21 protein-coding genes are annotated in these 14,172 nt (G+C 34.4%); 1 reads left to right on the top strand and 20 read right to left on the bottom strand.

Annotated features, from left to right (window positions below; all coding sequences use genetic code 11):
- Window positions 1-139: 139 nt before the first annotated feature.
- The 18 genes from AB3I34_RS00470 to AB3I34_RS00385 form a co-directional block, all read right to left on the bottom strand.
- A complete protein-coding gene (locus AB3I34_RS00470) occupies window positions 140-487 on the bottom strand; it encodes a hypothetical protein (protein ID WP_010717120.1) in 348 nt (115 codons plus the stop codon).
- Window positions 488-542: 55 nt separating this feature from the next.
- A complete protein-coding gene (locus AB3I34_RS00465) occupies window positions 543-1,016 on the bottom strand; it encodes an Ig-like domain-containing protein (protein ID WP_048955600.1) in 474 nt (157 codons plus the stop codon).
- A 73-nt stretch (window positions 1,017-1,089) separates the two neighbouring features.
- Window positions 1,090-1,683 (bottom strand): major tail protein, encoded by a 594-nt coding sequence (locus tag AB3I34_RS00460; RefSeq protein ID WP_085444125.1) that lies wholly within the window; start codon window positions 1,681-1,683, stop codon window positions 1,090-1,092.
- 32 nt (window positions 1,684-1,715) lie between these two features.
- Window positions 1,716-2,111 (bottom strand): hypothetical protein, encoded by a 396-nt coding sequence (locus AB3I34_RS00455; protein WP_002397769.1) that lies wholly within the window; start codon window positions 2,109-2,111, stop codon window positions 1,716-1,718.
- Window positions 2,108-2,500 (bottom strand): hypothetical protein, encoded by a 393-nt coding sequence (locus AB3I34_RS00450; RefSeq protein WP_002402883.1) that lies wholly within the window; start codon window positions 2,498-2,500, stop codon window positions 2,108-2,110. Before AB3I34_RS00450 ends, AB3I34_RS00455 begins: the two co-directional genes overlap by 4 nt.
- Window positions 2,497-2,871, bottom strand: coding sequence for a hypothetical protein (locus tag AB3I34_RS00445; RefSeq protein WP_002402882.1), 375 nt, complete (start codon window positions 2,869-2,871; stop codon window positions 2,497-2,499). The genes AB3I34_RS00450 and AB3I34_RS00445 overlap by 4 nt, the downstream gene beginning before the upstream one ends.
- Window positions 2,858-3,163 carry a hypothetical protein gene (locus AB3I34_RS00440; protein ID WP_002358075.1) on the bottom strand — a complete coding sequence of 102 codons (306 nt, stop codon included), beginning with the start codon at window positions 3,161-3,163 and terminating at the stop codon, window positions 2,858-2,860. The genes AB3I34_RS00445 and AB3I34_RS00440 overlap by 14 nt, the downstream gene beginning before the upstream one ends.
- Window positions 3,164-3,240: 77 nt before the next feature.
- Window positions 3,241-4,386: a phage major capsid protein gene (locus AB3I34_RS00435; RefSeq protein WP_002402881.1), complete on the bottom strand. Its 1,146-nt coding sequence runs from the start codon at window positions 4,384-4,386 to the stop codon at window positions 3,241-3,243.
- Window positions 4,387-4,412: 26 nt separating this feature from the next.
- Window positions 4,413-5,177, bottom strand: a complete 765-nt coding sequence (locus AB3I34_RS00430) for a head maturation protease, ClpP-related (RefSeq protein ID WP_002402879.1) — start codon at window positions 5,175-5,177, stop codon at window positions 4,413-4,415.
- Entirely contained in the window at window positions 5,155-6,330 is a 1,176-nt protein-coding gene (locus AB3I34_RS00425; RefSeq protein ID WP_002402878.1) for a phage portal protein, read from the bottom strand. Before AB3I34_RS00425 ends, AB3I34_RS00430 begins: the two co-directional genes overlap by 23 nt.
- A gap of 214 nt (window positions 6,331-6,544) precedes the next feature.
- Window positions 6,545-8,224: a terminase TerL endonuclease subunit gene (locus AB3I34_RS00420; protein ID WP_002371587.1), complete on the bottom strand. Its 1,680-nt coding sequence runs from the start codon at window positions 8,222-8,224 to the stop codon at window positions 6,545-6,547.
- Window positions 8,221-8,532, bottom strand: coding sequence for a P27 family phage terminase small subunit (locus AB3I34_RS00415; RefSeq protein ID WP_002358082.1), 312 nt, complete (start codon window positions 8,530-8,532; stop codon window positions 8,221-8,223). Before AB3I34_RS00415 ends, AB3I34_RS00420 begins: the two co-directional genes overlap by 4 nt.
- A gap of 92 nt (window positions 8,533-8,624) precedes the next feature.
- On the bottom strand, window positions 8,625-9,296 hold the full coding sequence (locus tag AB3I34_RS00410; RefSeq protein WP_002371590.1) for an HNH endonuclease: 672 nt from the start codon (window positions 9,294-9,296) through the stop codon (window positions 8,625-8,627).
- Between the two features lie 118 nt (window positions 9,297-9,414).
- A complete protein-coding gene (locus AB3I34_RS00405; RefSeq protein ID WP_078122817.1) occupies window positions 9,415-9,726 on the bottom strand; it encodes an HNH endonuclease in 312 nt (103 codons plus the stop codon).
- 70 nt (window positions 9,727-9,796) lie between these two features.
- A complete protein-coding gene (locus AB3I34_RS00400) occupies window positions 9,797-10,588 on the bottom strand; it encodes a serine protease (protein WP_085444122.1) in 792 nt (263 codons plus the stop codon).
- Between the two features lie 128 nt (window positions 10,589-10,716).
- The gene (locus AB3I34_RS00395) at window positions 10,717-11,019 is read right to left on the bottom strand and encodes a hypothetical protein (RefSeq protein ID WP_078122819.1); all 303 of its coding nucleotides are present in this window, start codon (window positions 11,017-11,019) and stop codon (window positions 10,717-10,719) included.
- Window positions 11,020-11,305: 286 nt separating this feature from the next.
- On the bottom strand, window positions 11,306-12,136 hold the full coding sequence (locus AB3I34_RS00390) for a hypothetical protein (RefSeq protein ID WP_078122820.1): 831 nt from the start codon (window positions 12,134-12,136) through the stop codon (window positions 11,306-11,308).
- 383 nt (window positions 12,137-12,519) lie between these two features.
- Window positions 12,520-12,987, bottom strand: coding sequence for an ArpU family phage packaging/lysis transcriptional regulator (locus AB3I34_RS00385; protein WP_002371595.1), 468 nt, complete (start codon window positions 12,985-12,987; stop codon window positions 12,520-12,522).
- Between the two features lie 74 nt (window positions 12,988-13,061).
- Between AB3I34_RS00385 and AB3I34_RS00380 the strand changes: the two genes are divergently transcribed.
- Window positions 13,062-13,295 (top strand): hypothetical protein, encoded by a 234-nt coding sequence (locus AB3I34_RS00380; protein WP_002371596.1) that lies wholly within the window; start codon window positions 13,062-13,064, stop codon window positions 13,293-13,295.
- A 45-nt stretch (window positions 13,296-13,340) separates the two neighbouring features.
- Here AB3I34_RS00380 and AB3I34_RS00375 read toward each other — a convergent pair whose 3' ends face one another.
- The gene (locus tag AB3I34_RS00375; RefSeq protein WP_002371598.1) at window positions 13,341-13,544 is read right to left on the bottom strand and encodes a hypothetical protein; all 204 of its coding nucleotides are present in this window, start codon (window positions 13,542-13,544) and stop codon (window positions 13,341-13,343) included.
- Between the two features lie 15 nt (window positions 13,545-13,559).
- Complete coding sequence (locus tag AB3I34_RS00370; RefSeq protein WP_002405946.1) at window positions 13,560-14,165, bottom strand: hypothetical protein; 606 nt, start codon at window positions 14,163-14,165, stop codon at window positions 13,560-13,562.
- Window positions 14,166-14,172: the final 7 nt, after the last annotated feature.

Genomic DNA, 14,172 nt, shown 5'->3' with positions numbered 1-14,172 from the left:
TTCTTTTTCTTTGGTGCTTTTAATAAGATTTCATCAATATCCAAGCAATCAGTATTCATGAAATCTCGAATCGTCCAACCAAGATTGGTAATCGCATCACGGACAAAATCAACCTGCAGGTCATAAAATTCAGACCAGCTTAGATTTCCTCCGCCTTTTCCTTTTTTGACGCTTCCACATCTGTCTTAGATAGGCCAAGAACTCGATAGCTGATAATTTCCCATATTTTATCAATGTCTAAAGCATCCATACCGTTAAGAATTGCTTCTTTAGTAAGTTCTTTTTCATCGAATAAATCGGCGACGAATTGAATTTGCATTTCTAAATACTCGTCAGCTGTTGGTTCTAATCCTTCGCTTGTTTTTTCTTCTCTAAGTGAATTTTCTTTTTTTATATAGTCTGTACGCTTAGAAAACGGCACAAAGTCCTGTGTAAAAGTTTTTTCTTCGCCATCAATGCGTAAAGTTAGTTCAATTTTGCGTTCCATTTTTTAACCTCCAAAAAAAGAACGGCTAACTAAAGCCGTCCTTAATCAATAATTTTTATTCTGCTGCTGATACTGTCAAAGTACATTCTGCTGTAAAATTACCGTCTTCAGTTGTACCCACAAGTTTTGTAACACCTTCCGAAACGGCTGTTACTTTTCCTTGCACTGGCGTTACCGTTCCAATCGCTGCATCTTCAGAACTGAATCTATACGCTTTGTTTGTTGCGTTTTCTGGCATGATTGTAGGTGTTAACGTTGCTGTTTCACCAACTTTTAAAGCTAATTCAGTCTTATCCAAGGTAATTCCTGTTACTGCAATAGGTAATGTTTTAAATGCTGGTACATCAACATGATCAGATTCTTTTTCTTCACCGTCAACGGTGGCAACACCTGTGACAGTAAAGTCACCAGCTAAAACATCTGTGTTTGCGGTAATTCCTGTAATAGCTAAAGGTGAAATACCTTCTGCAACAGGACTAGTTTCACCTTTTTTATAAAGTCTAAATTTTTCTGGTGGAATAAACGACATTTCTTGTCCTCCTAACTTAATTCAATATTGGCCCCATCTGTGGTGGGAGTAACAGCTCCCACTGTGGGGCTTGCTACTTTTCCGGCGCTGGTGTTTCTTCACCAAATAATTCTGTTGTCAATTCTGCTAGAGCTTCTGAATTATCTGCAAAACCGACAGTAACTTTTTTACCGTTAATTTGACGAGAAACAGCAGAATAAACATATTCGCCAGGCTCTGGCGTAAAGTCGTCATCATTTAATGTTTCGCCTTTGACACCATCTAATGAGAATGTGCCTGCATACATACCGAAGCCAAGTTTTTCGCCATACAAATCTTCTGATTCAATTAATACTGCGTAGTAAGGTGGCTCTGTATCCTCGCCAATATGATAAACTTTGCTTTCCTCACTAGCTTTTTTATGCCCTAACATTTCATGTTCAATGGCTGATGGTACATCTAAGATACCTAAGTTTGCTGCAATATCTCCGTGCCCTTTACGTGCCACGTAGTATGCAATATTTGATGCGAAAACTTTTGACGGTTCTTTGGTTAGTCCTGTAATTTCAAAGCTTGCTGCGGCCCCTTCTTTTGGCTTGCCATCAATGACATGTTTCTTACCAGCGACTGGCTTTAATTCATTGTCCAATTGTTGAATAGTGATTCTGCTAAATCCGTATGTTTGCATAAATTTTTTCCTCCTAAAAAAAAGACACCAACTTAATAGTCGGTGTCGTGAATTTGTGTATTTTTTCTGTAACGTCTTGCATCTACAAAACGTTTTGTTTCGTTAAAGTACTGATCTAAGCCACCATCTAGGCGACCAAATCCAATTTGTTTCATCGTTTCTTCAACTGCTTTAGAAATTTGCTTGGTTACCATTCTGTCCATGCTTTCAACATTTATTTGATAATTGAAGCGAATTGACAAAGCTTTGTTGTTGGCAAAATAGGCGTTGTTTTGTGGACCAAGAAAGTTATCAATGATAATGAAAGGCTTGGTAGTATCCAAAGTTTCTGGTACTTCATAAAATTTAATTCTTTGAGGTGTCACAAGCTCATTAATTGTTTCATTTTCAATCAAGGCATTGTAAACTTCCATCATCATGTCTTTCATTTAGCTAATTCCTCCATATTCGACTTCATCTCTCCAAATGCTTTCGCTTGAATTTCATCAGCTGCAGCCTGTAGTTTTCCCATTCCACGAGGTCGCACATAAGTACCATAGCGTGTATAGCCGAACTCATTTAAATGGACGATAGGCGCACGTTCCTTTGAAGCCCAGCCAGTCTCAACTCGTTTTGGATTACTTTTCACACCACTACTTATAACTAAGTCATGCGTTTTTCCTGAATCTATATAACTAGCCATGTATTTTTTAACAGTCTGCTTGTTTCTTTCGCCTTGTTTTTTTAAAGCTTTGTTTGAAATTCTATTTACTCTTGCTTGACCTAGTTTATCTTCCATATTTTTGAGAATTTCTTCTAACCCTGTCACTTCGCTCATGACGTTATCCCTAGAACAATCTTGATAAAACGGTTATCTTCAAAATCTGGTGAAACATCTACGATTTCCCATTCTTTGCCCACTGGTAAAGCTCTATAGTCGTCAATAACAACTTTATGTTTGTTGCTAGGGATATAGTCTTGGTGTGGATCACGGATTTTAATTGTCAGCCCCTCTTTAGTTCCTTTTGCGTTCAATATTTCCATGTCTTTCATTGATGGATTGTAAGCTAAAGAAAAGCATTCATATAGCTTTTCGTTTTTTTCTTCTCCTGGCTCTGGTCCATCATTTGGAACAAATCTCCAAAATTCTACACGTGTTTTCAAACTACCACTATTAATTTTAGGCTTTTTATAATTAGGGTGTATCATCGTTGAACACCTCCGCATATTTTAAAGACTGCGCTAATATATCTGGCTGAAAATTTGTTTCGAAAAACTCTAATGAATCGTTATAGGCATATCGGCTGCGCTCAAATACAAGTTCTATGAAGGTTAAATCACTTTCTGGTTTAACTGGATTGATCAAAGAATCAAGGCGCAAAAAAGAAGCGGCTAAAATTTCCGTTAACGATTCATCTTCCGACGTTCCAAAAATTTTCATCCGCTTCTTAAATTTTTCTAGGTTCAGATTGGCTAACTCTAATGCTTGTTCATTAGTCATTGAATCCCTCCCCTGTTATTTCAGATTTACAACAGCCCCGTCTGTTGTTGGCGTGACTTTTTCAATCACGGGGATTGCTACTTCCCCGTCTCTGGGTCTCCATTAATTGATAATGTCCATACAGCTGCAACTTTGTTGTCTTGTGCTTTACCAAACGCAAATTGTTTTGCAGTGAATAAACGACAATCTTCTAAAGCTAATGTTTGATCGTATTCTTTGATCACTAATGCTCCTGCAGCAAATGCATCGTAACGACCACTAACAAAAGTGGTAACTTTTCCAGATTTTTGGAAATCAGATTCCACAATCCGCAATCCAAACGGTAATTTCGTAACCCAGTCTCCCATTGCATTACGAGAAGTAAACTCTGTTTCAATATCCAAAGCTTCATCTGGGCTCGCAACAATAACTACTTTACCAGCGACAGAAATACGTTTGCCATTTTCTTTAACAGAATGGTATTTACGCATTTCTTTTAATTCTTTAATCGCTGTTTTTTCATCGGCAAAAGTTAAAGTTCCTGCTGCTTCTTTCTCTGGATAAGTAGTCACACCGTTTGAAGTAGCTCCCTTTGCTAAGTCACGAGTTAAACCAATAGGCTTATCGTTTCCATCGCCATTTAGGAAAGCATCTTCGAAGCCAACAGCAAATGCCTCTTTAATTTGAGTAGTTACATAACGTTTAATCCAAACAGGACCATATTCTAATAGATCGTTTGGTAATACAACAAATGCTGTTGCTTTGCTTTGTTTTGCATCGTCTTCGCTGAAGGTTGCATCTAACTGACCTTTAATTTCGCCGAAAATTTTACCCCAAACAATGGCACCTTTTGGATCAGATTTTAAGATTTTCAATCGTAACCCTGTATATTTTAATCCTAATTCTTTTAATAATGGACGTTCTCTTGTTAAATCATTAAAAATTTCATCCACTGTTGTTTCAGGAAGTAGTTCTTCATCTTTCCAGCCTGTTTCAGTGACTGCATTAAAGAATTTCACTTCTTGAGGTGTAATATCTTTATCCATTTTTGAAGCATTGATAAATTCTTCTGCTTCCACACGAGCTTCTTTTTTTGCTTCTGCTACCATGTCTTCTGCTAAAGCATTCATAGATGCTTCGTATAATTCATTTTGTTTTTCCTGTGGATCGCCATTTTTTACAGATTCAATAAAAGCTTTACGCTTTTCTTGATAATTGACCATTCCTTTTAAATTGATTGTCATATTTAAATTCCTCCTAAAAATGTGTATTAAAATAAGAACCTAGCAAACGGCGATTCGTTCGTGGGTTCTTTGGGTTCGATAGTTTGTTCAATTGTAATTTCGTTTTGCTTCACTTCTACGATTGCTTCAGCAATCATTTCTTTTAATTCTTTTTTATTGACCATTACTACTGGTTCGTTCTGCTGATTTTTTAGTTTTTTCACTTCATTGATAATGTCTTTTGAAATAAGACCACTTCCACCATCAGCAACTAATAATGGGCGTTCGGTATTTTCGAACATGATTTCATCCGCAAAACCATTTTCAACAGCTTCTTCTGCGGTTAACCATGTTTCTTTATCCATCAACGCTAAAATTTCTTCTTTGGCCTTACCTGTTTTTGAAACATACGCATTAGCTAAAGATTTATTAGCTTTCTGTAAAATTTCGCTTGCTTTGTCCATTGTATGATAATCGCCGCCAGCCCCCATTGCGACATTGTGAATCATAATTTGACCAACTGGGCTAATAGCAACTTTGTTACCTGCCATCGCAATGATACTTGCAGCACTTCCAGCCATCACAATGTTCACTTTCACATGCCCCTCATAGGAACGCAAAGCTGTATAAATTTCATTCCCCATGTCCACTAGCCCACCATTAGAGTTGATAGTCACTTCAACATCTTCATTGTTTGCAGGTAACAAATCTAAAACATCGTTCGGGGATGTTGATTCCATGTCAAACAATTCATAGAACCATTTATCGTCATTAGAAATGATTGGTCCGTTAACTTTGATTTTCACTGTCATCTTTATCTTCACCCCCTTTCAATTTTTCATAGTTTTTAGTAATATGATGCTCATTCATAAATGCTTCCTCTGATTCTTCATACTCAAAATCAATTAACACTTGGTTAGGCGTGAATACTCCAGAAGCAATTAATTTATCAATTTGTATAGCTTGTTCATACGGATCACGTTTAAGAACATTCATGATTATCACTCGTACACCTTGTTGGTACTCATATTTTTCCAAAACTTTATTATTAAGTTCTGATTGTAGTTTGTCCTTCAATTGAGTAATACAAAGTTTTTGATAGGCTTTTAGATTAAATTCTAGATCGGCCATTTCTCCATGTACTAATGCAGAAGGAACACCAATGGCACGACAAACATCATTGATTAATGACTTTTTCATTTGATCCAATTCTTCCAAAGATTGATTAGACGAGCCCGTTTTATTTGTGTACTCTTCGTATTTAAAACCTTTCAGTTGTGGAACTATTGCTACCGAGTTATTTCTAAAAGATTTGTATATCTTATTAACGAATGCCTGTATTTTTTCTTGATCGGTTCTTCCGTTTCCGTCCTTTTTATCTCCATAACTACCTGTTTGATCAATGGAAACACCTGCTCGAATTTGATTATTTCGCATAGAAACTTCTAAGATACGACCGAAAAGTTCACCATAATCATTGAATAGACCATCGGTGAACTTATCTAATTTTTCATTGTTATATTGAAGGTAAATAACCTCAGACATTTTAAAGTTTCTCTGATAGGTGTAGTTTTTCATAGTTACTTCCGAAAACGTATCTTCGTAGAGTGCATATTCATTTCTATAAAAATCATCTGCAATCAATAACTGATTATCATCGGAAACAATTACTAACACTTCGTTATTTTTTAAAAGTGTATAAAAGAACTTTTGCCAAAAATCGTTTGCTGACATGTCTTTATTGGGGCGTACGTTTAGTAGATAGTCCCATTCTTCTTTCGTGGCACCTCTTATTTGTACCTGCATTGTTGACATGGTCCTAGCGACAAAATTTAAAACAGAATCTAAAGCCCAGCGCTTTAAGTATGCTCTAGTAGATACGTCGTTTATAAACTCAAAATCCAACATTTCTTGAATAGCTTTGTTTTTAGCTGACGTACCTTTTAACAAGTCAAATAAACTCACTCATTCACCCCCTTTCCGTCGACATCTAGTACTATTTATTTTATTTTTCCTAAAAATGACGACCCGATTTATTTTCTTTTTTTGCTGACACATCCCATTTATAGCCGTTATGAGTAACGAATGTCTTTTTGAAATAAGCAATATTGTTTCCATAAGCTGATTTCGTTGTCCTAACAATATTTAGATATTGTGGTTTATACATAACTATCACCTCTTAAAAGTCTAATTCTTCTAATATATCGAATGCATCTTCAAAATTATAATCTGTGAGTTCATCTGCTAAATACATACCGCATACAAATGCTTTAAATCCATCTGTTTTCCTTCTGACTTCTTCTTTTTTTAAGTACGTCTTATTTCCATCATTGTTGGTCTTTACTAATACATTATTCGTGTACCACCGCATTAACGGATTTTCTCCAAAAATGATGTGTCTATTAGCAAACGCCGTTTCTATTCTTGGTGCAAGCAAACTATCGACCGCTCTAGGATTTTTTATCACAACCACTTCAAATCCCGCAGCTATTAGTAACGGTCTCAATACATCCATTCTGAAATTATCGGCAACAATTTTTGTAACTCCGTATTTATATCGTTGTTCAACAAACCAATCGACCACTGTTTGTGGCTCAATTGTAGCTCCATCAACTACAGATAATAATCCTCTGTTTTCCCATTCTTTTATCGGTGCGAATCGTTCTTTTGTTTGTTCTGATGCTTTCCTGGAATATCCATAATATATGTCTGCAAATTGCTTTCTAACAAATGAATGTGTTTTAAAAACATAGTCATCCCTATCTTTAAATAAAAGACCACATGCAGCAAAATCTCGCAAGCTGGCAAAGTCCAAACATCCAATTGCTTGTCTACCTTCTAAACTTGGTAAAGGACGATTGGTGTCCATTATTTCTTCGTAACTAGCCACTGATCTTTCTAAATCTGTAACTGGTAAATTCATCCGCTTAGTCATAAATTCTTCTCTATTTGACGGATCGTCCTCTAAGTCTTCGTATTCTTCAAAAATAGTTTCTAAAAGGCTCTCGGCATACTCTGATAAAGGTTGATGAAACATTGGATTTGCTAATTCCCAGTTTTCTGATTCTGTCACTTGGTCTTCTGAATCTAATTTGCATATAAAAGGGAAAATAGCATTAGGTCGACTAGAACCGTTTAACACTCTTTTGGCTTTTTCTTTAAGAGAATCTAAAAATCCCTCTCGAACATATCCATCTGTTCCTACATAAAATTCTCTAGGATTCGGCTTTTTTCCTAATCCAGAAATATGCACTTTTACATCTTTGTTCGAAGGGTATTGGTGAATTTCGTCGAAAGCCACTGCTCCATCTCTTAAACCATCTTTAGTATCGCCATTCGACGTTCTAAATCTTATATAGCTACCAGTTTTTTTAGAGGTTATAACTGTTTTCCCATACTCGAAAGCTTTTTGAAGTGTTTTATTTCGCTTGATTGTATTGTAAATTTCTTCGAAAGAAGTTTTTGCTTGATCTTCTGAATTCGCAACAATCGAAATATTGTAATCTAGAATTCCATGTAATTCAGTTTGTAAAAAATTAAGAACGACAGAAAGAAGACCATTTTTACCGCCACCACGGCCAAACATCCATAGAAATTTACGATAAAAATTTCTGTTATTCTTTTTAAAATACAAAAAGACGAAAGCAATCAAAAATTTTTGAAATGGCTGTAATTCAAAAAACCATTTTTCACCATAATTGATGCAATCGTCTATCATTTTGTCATTAAAATATATATCATCTCTTGAAAGTATATCTCTTTCTAGATACTCTATTAGTTCAATTCTTTCTTTATTAAGTTTTATTTCACCTTTTTTATATTGTTGTATATAGTAATCGACATGTTTTTGCTTAATCATACTAAGTCACTCTCGCTATAATTATCATCGTCAACGCTAGTCACTATTTTTGTTGATTCATCTAAATTAAGGTCTTTTCCTAAAGCAATCAATGCACGTGAAATTTTAACTTTTTCGGCGATTGCTGGATTGATTTTTAAGTATTTCTGCGCTCCGTTTTCAAACTCTACAATCGTTCCATACTTAGAAATAGACGAATTCATTTTTTTATAAAGCTTTACTAAATCAAGGTATCTCTCGACTTTTTCAACTTCTAGTTGATCGTTTTCGTCAATTTGACTCATCAACTGTTTTTTCAAATCTGCCATTTTCAATAGCAATCACCCCCCTATAAAAAAATTTAACGTATATTTTTAGACAGTTGACCCCATCCACCGGTATCCCGTTTGACAATTTCTATTTAAAACTTTTTGACCGGGGGCGTAAAAAAACCTCTAGCGAGATTCTTTTGTACTTTATTTGACTTCTTTATATTACATCCTCTATGTGCTAACTTGACGTTATCCCATTCATGTTTGCCACCCTTACTTAAAGGTATTACATGTTCAACGCTTGGATATTTGTTACCACAAATGATTGTACCGTTATCATCTTCTATATAATCATTTGAGTCACATTCCCCTAAACATATATAACAAATATTATTTTCTTTATCTATTAGTTTAGATAAAGTTATCGCCTTATCACCTTCAGCATAATACTTTCTTCTTTCTAGTTCATTAAGTTTATTTCTGTTTCTAGTTTTACATTTGTAAGAACAAAAACGTTGCTCTTTATTAGTCGAACCGAATGTATTACTGCATTCATTACACTTCAATTCGTGAATAACTTTAGTTCTGTTAGTCAAGTGCTCTGATGAACCTGTCAACCGACATTCCTCTGAACAATACTTTTTAGTATCATGATATGTTCTAAAACTATTACCGCAACATACACATGTAACTTTGTATGAACCTGTCTTGTCAGCATTCGCTCTACGATATCTGGCCCTACAAACATCATCACAAAATTTACGTCTGGGACTCTTGGTGTTAAGTAACTTATCGCCACACCATTCGCATTCCTTATTCATTTTAATTACCTCCGATTGTTCCGATAAAATAAAGAGGAAAGACATTCTTTAAATCAGGTAGCTACTCCTAACTCATCCTCTTATTTATTATATCGTATAAACGTTGTTATATCAGCTTCTACCACCATTCATCATCCCACTTTCTTTTTCTTTTCGATTCTCTATAGTTAAATCTTCCGTGTCGTTTATTGTGACAGTCTTTGCATAACGTTCTAAGGTTGTCTATATCTAATGCATGCTGCGGATAATGTTCCAACTCTTTAATGTGATCCACTTCAAGAATAGAATCATATTGAGTTGTTAACTTACCTTCTTGTTTGCACCACTGGCATTCGTAATGGTCCCGCTCTAAACACTGCTGTCTTAATCTTCTCCACTTTGATGAACCATAGAACTTTGATCTTGCTTGCTTGGATGATACATCAATCAAAATTACTCTTTTATCCCTTCTCTAAACAAAAGGACCGATTATTTTTAATCAGTCCTTTTGTTTATAATATTTACTCTGGTAAAAGTTCTTCCATTTCTTTAAGTTGGTTAGCTTTGATTATTATCCCTAATCCTATAGGTAGTCTTGAAACTGTACTTAGTTTTGTAGGAACGTGCCTTTCAACAATATCACCTTCTAAATTTTGAATAAAAACACTAGAGTTTATGCCTAAAAACTTCACTCGTACACCAGTTAAAAAAACATCATTCCCCTCCTGATAAGGCCCAGTATTATACAAAAATACCGGCGAACCACTTGAACCAGGAAATATAGAACAGTCAATAATAAATTGTGGTTTATTTTGATAATCCAATTTATAATCTGATGCTGTTATTCCTCTTCTGACTAACGGTCTTACATTGATGTCATCCCACAGACCATTGGGATATCCAATTACAATAACATCTTCAATAGGACTTAGTTTTTCTATTTCATTTTCATTAGGAATATCTTCTTCTGAAACATATGTAATCAGAGGGGTAAGTTCAAATAGAGATGCTATAACATATAAACCCGGGAAAGGAAACACCGCTAAATCAATATCCGGATTGGGATGAAATACAACATTACCTTCAAGATTAGTAATAGGAAAATCGCGATTGATGATTGTTCCATCTTTATGTTCGCATCTCAACCTTATACTTAATTCATTTGCATCCTCAAGTACATGTCTATTAGTTACTATAACTGGTTTAAAATCTCCATTAGTTTCTACTCTCATCTTATAAAAAAAGCCTGTACCAACACTACTTTCAGTTTCTAATCTCACAGTACACGAAAGTAATCGTTCTCCTATATCCATGAATATTTCCACCTTTCTATTTTGTTAACAGTATTATATCTAAATTATAAGGTTAAGTAAAAGGCATAAATTGATTATTTTATAGAACAAATAGATATTTCAATATTGGAGTAGTAGTTATTCCTTTCTTATAAAGTTAATGTATACGTATTAACCAACGCACGTTGTACTTGCAATACTCCTTCAATACCTAGCGACTTAACATCAAGTTTCAATCGTTCGTTTAAGAACTGTGCATTGTGATCAGCTTCAAGCGTTTCTTTCTGGACGTAATAAAGTAATGCTGATGTCTCATCCATTTTCAGCCCATATACCGAAATGATTTCAATAAACAATTCTGCAAGCGCATCTATATCTTTCTCTTCACGAACCTTCTTCATGATTTCTAAGAACTGTGCTTGCTGCTTTTTAATCTGTTCTTTTTTACTCATAGATGTAACAACCTCCTTATAAAATTATGTAAAAAGGACTGCATAGAAATGCAGTCCTCGTGAAAGGTAGTAGCGCCAATTTGTTTGTCCGAACATTTATTGACGATCTATTTTATTTAAGCAGCTTATACTACTTACTTGAATAAAGAAACTCGAACTCATGCCCTTACGATTAACAGTCGCCTGCTCTACCAACTTACCTATTATTTATGAATTAAAACACAAGATGTGTAATTTTATTCATAAAAAGAAGATCACTTTCTATTGAGTGATCTATAATCATTTATTACTGTCCTTCTTTAGCTTTATCCCATTCTATTTTTAGATATATAGAAATAATTTGTTCAAATTTTTTTCCTTTCTCATCATATTCTCGTATGTAACGATAATAGAAGCTATTTTTGTGTTTAAATTCTTGAATCCAACCATAATAATTGTCATATTCAGATTCGTGTTCTTTTTTTGGAACAATTTCTGGATTCCCGTATTCATCAATTTGCACATCACAATATTTTTCTATATCTTTGTTATATTTGGCGAGCGCTTCCTTATATTCCTCATATTTTTTTAAGTATAAATTATATTTATCAAAACTTTCATCGTTTAAATCATCTAACATAGAATCAATAAAATCAAATATATATTGGTTTTTATTGTCATTGCTTTCAGTATTAAATAATATATCGTAATCGAGAGTTGTTTTTTCCTTAGGCCCATAGAACCCAAAATATAACTTTAATAGTTCCGCATCTCTACTAATGTTAATATACTTTTCTTTGAAATTAGTTTGATCTTTTTTTAATTCAGAAAAATTAGTAATAAGCCTAGCCGAGATTTCTCTTACTTCCTGTATCCATTTTATTCTGGCTTTTGCTTTTAAATTAGCGTCTATTTGTTGTTTTGTTATTTTCTTTTGAGTACTGACGTTAATAAAGACACCTATAAATGTCAAACATGCTGCAACAAAACTGACTAACGCTGCTATACTCGACCATTGAAAGGTTCCATCTTTATCAAAAAATATGTTCCCTCCAGTTATACCTAAGACATTTAGACTCGAATAATAGTTTATCGTTTTAGCAAACAACCAATAAAAAAACACCTGTAAACATATCATATACTTTTAGCCTCCATGTTTAATATCTCTTTATATTATTGAACATAAAAAAATATATTTCAATGGATATTTGCAAGTCTATAAATAAACACTCGCAAACCTGTAGAAAAAGAGAGAGGAAATTCACCTCACTTCTTTAGTTTTAATTTGTGGTTTGCGAGAGAATCTAAATGAGATTACAAGTGACTAAACGAAGAAAGTAGAATTTTTTTACTTCCTTGTAATCTCAAATCAAAAAAATAAGTAGTCAATCGTTCCGTTAATGTATTTGTGTAAGTGTGTCGCATTTCTTATTTTTTTGACACTATCATAATAACCCGTTTCAAAGGTATATGAAGTGTAGATAAAGTGTATAAAAGAGGTATAAAAAGTGTAATAAATGGCTACTTAAAAGCAACCAGTTCCAGTGCCGAAGCAAATTGAACAATAATCATATTAGATTCTTGTTTCACTGATTCTTCACTGATACAGTTTCGTTGTGCTGCTAGATAGATTGGATTGCCGTTGATATAGCGATCATAGAAAATTCTTTTTCTTCGCTCGGTAACATCTGGTTTGTGCGGATGCTGAATTGCAGAATAGCCTCTAACAAAAAGCTTATGAAGGTAATCAAACTCTTCTTGGGCTTCTTCTTTCTGTATTAACATTCGTTCGGCTTCGAAAACGTTATTGGCCGTTGATGGCGGAACCAAAGAGAATGAAACTGTTACTTTTGGTTCCCTCGGCTGGCCAACACGACATCTAGCAGCAAGATAGGCAGACAGGAACACACTGACGTTATGTTTCGTTTGTTCCATATCTACATCTTTTGCATCTGGTGTTTCATATTTCTTTACGTCAAAAAGTACCATCCTTTGATTCCCCCGTTTGTGGTATAATATTCGTGTCGAGAATATTTTTATAAAAAGATAAGGAGGAATTTTTAGTGAATAACCATAATTCTGTATTATTAAGTATTCTTCAAAATATTAAGGAAAACCCTTTTGGGGTACAACAATTAGAGGCACCTGAAAATAAGCTGACTTCATATTTTTTTCTTGCAAAAGAAGAAATAATAACTGAAAAGTATGCCAAAAAAGATTCATCAGGGTACTATATTCTTACATCTTCTGGGGAAGATAAAATTAACGAATTAAAATTAAAATTAAAAAATGTTTAATTAAAGAACAAAATACATTAAAGCGGAATAATCATTTCCGTTTTTTTATTTGTTGAAATATTTTTTATAACCAGCATCAATCAAAATGCTTTCAATTACATAAAGGTCCGTTTTCTGCTTCAAACTAGCCTTAAAATTTTTGGCAATATTTCTAGCTGTTTCTAAAGAAACAACTTCATATGTTTTAGCCAATGCATCCGCAATTATTGCGGATGTTGGCGTATAATAAATCTCAAGCAAAATGAACACTCACTTTCTACGAGATTATTCTTCGATTTCTTCTTCATCATCTTCAACTGTCTTTTCAGGGAAAATGATGTTCTCTTTGTTTTTGCTCCAAGAATCTGCAAACGGTGCAAAATGTTGGCGTGCAAGTTCAACTTGGTTGATTAGATTTTCAACTGAAACATCATGATCAGCCGCAATTTCTTCTAGCGCTTCCCCTTCATCGATTCGATGCAACACGCCACGAACGTTGATTGTTACTGATTCTGGCCATTCGATAGTCGTTGCCTTCTTGATGAATTCGTCAATAGTTTCTTTCGATACTTGCACAGCAACTTCTTCGACTTCTTGCACATCATCGCCCATTTCTAAAGAAGTTTGTTCTTCTTTTAGAACTTCAACTGTTCCATCGTTATTTACAACGTATTCGACATTCGGCTTATTGGTCTGCTTGTTAACTGGCACCTTGTATTCTACTGTTTCTGGCTCAATAGTCGTTGACACTGTTTTGCCTAAAAATTCGTTTAAACTTTCATATTTTCCTTTTAATGAAGCGTTGCTAACCACTAATAGCACTTCGATATTTCCGTTTGATTTAGATGTCACTTTCTTTACTTCTGGTCTGAAATTTACTTGTTTTGTCATGGTAAAA

Source organism: Enterococcus sp. C102(2024) (assembly GCF_040888205.1).
Classification (GTDB): Bacteria; Bacillota; Bacilli; order Lactobacillales; family Enterococcaceae; genus Enterococcus; species Enterococcus faecalis.
The sequence above is the reverse complement of the archived record's forward strand: the minus strand, read 5'-3'. Positions and strand labels throughout refer to the sequence as shown.

Excerpts from the sequence above, each read along its gene's own strand:
- AB3I34_RS00370 (WP_002405946.1), bottom strand. The coding sequence starts at position 14,165 with ATGACAAAACAAGTAAATTTCAGACCAGAAGTAAAGAAAGTGACATCT.
- AB3I34_RS00385 (WP_002371595.1), bottom strand. The coding sequence starts at position 12,987 with ATGGTACTTTTTGACGTAAAGAAATATGAAACACCAGATGCAAAAGAT.
- AB3I34_RS00410 (WP_002371590.1), bottom strand. The coding sequence starts at position 9,296 with ATGAATAAGGAATGCGAATGGTGTGGCGATAAGTTACTTAACACCAAG.
- AB3I34_RS00430 (WP_002402879.1), bottom strand. The coding sequence starts at position 5,177 with ATGACAGTGAAAATCAAAGTTAACGGACCAATCATTTCTAATGACGAT.
- AB3I34_RS00440 (WP_002358075.1), bottom strand. The coding sequence starts at position 3,163 with ATGACTAATGAACAAGCATTAGAGTTAGCCAATCTGAACCTAGAAAAA.
- AB3I34_RS00455 (WP_002397769.1), bottom strand. The coding sequence starts at position 2,111 with ATGAAAGACATGATGATGGAAGTTTACAATGCCTTGATTGAAAATGAA.
- AB3I34_RS00450 (WP_002402883.1), bottom strand. The coding sequence starts at position 2,500 with ATGAGCGAAGTGACAGGGTTAGAAGAAATTCTCAAAAATATGGAAGAT.
- AB3I34_RS00390 (WP_078122820.1), bottom strand. The coding sequence starts at position 12,136 with ATGATATGTTTACAGGTGTTTTTTTATTGGTTGTTTGCTAAAACGATA.
- AB3I34_RS00400 (WP_085444122.1), bottom strand. The coding sequence starts at position 10,588 with ATGGATATAGGAGAACGATTACTTTCGTGTACTGTGAGATTAGAAACT.
- AB3I34_RS00460 (WP_085444125.1), bottom strand. The coding sequence starts at position 1,683 with ATGCAAACATACGGATTTAGCAGAATCACTATTCAACAATTGGACAAT.
- AB3I34_RS00415 (WP_002358082.1), bottom strand. The coding sequence starts at position 8,532 with ATGGCAGATTTGAAAAAACAGTTGATGAGTCAAATTGACGAAAACGAT.
- AB3I34_RS00445 (WP_002402882.1), bottom strand. The coding sequence starts at position 2,871 with ATGATACACCCTAATTATAAAAAGCCTAAAATTAATAGTGGTAGTTTG.
- AB3I34_RS00435 (WP_002402881.1), bottom strand. The coding sequence starts at position 4,386 with ATGACAATCAATTTAAAAGGAATGGTCAATTATCAAGAAAAGCGTAAA.
- AB3I34_RS00420 (WP_002371587.1), bottom strand. The coding sequence starts at position 8,224 with ATGATTAAGCAAAAACATGTCGATTACTATATACAACAATATAAAAAA.
- AB3I34_RS00465 (WP_048955600.1), bottom strand. The coding sequence starts at position 1,016 with ATGTCGTTTATTCCACCAGAAAAATTTAGACTTTATAAAAAAGGTGAA.
- AB3I34_RS00395 (WP_078122819.1), bottom strand. The coding sequence starts at position 11,019 with ATGAGTAAAAAAGAACAGATTAAAAAGCAGCAAGCACAGTTCTTAGAA.
- AB3I34_RS00470 (WP_010717120.1), bottom strand. The coding sequence starts at position 487 with ATGGAACGCAAAATTGAACTAACTTTACGCATTGATGGCGAAGAAAAA.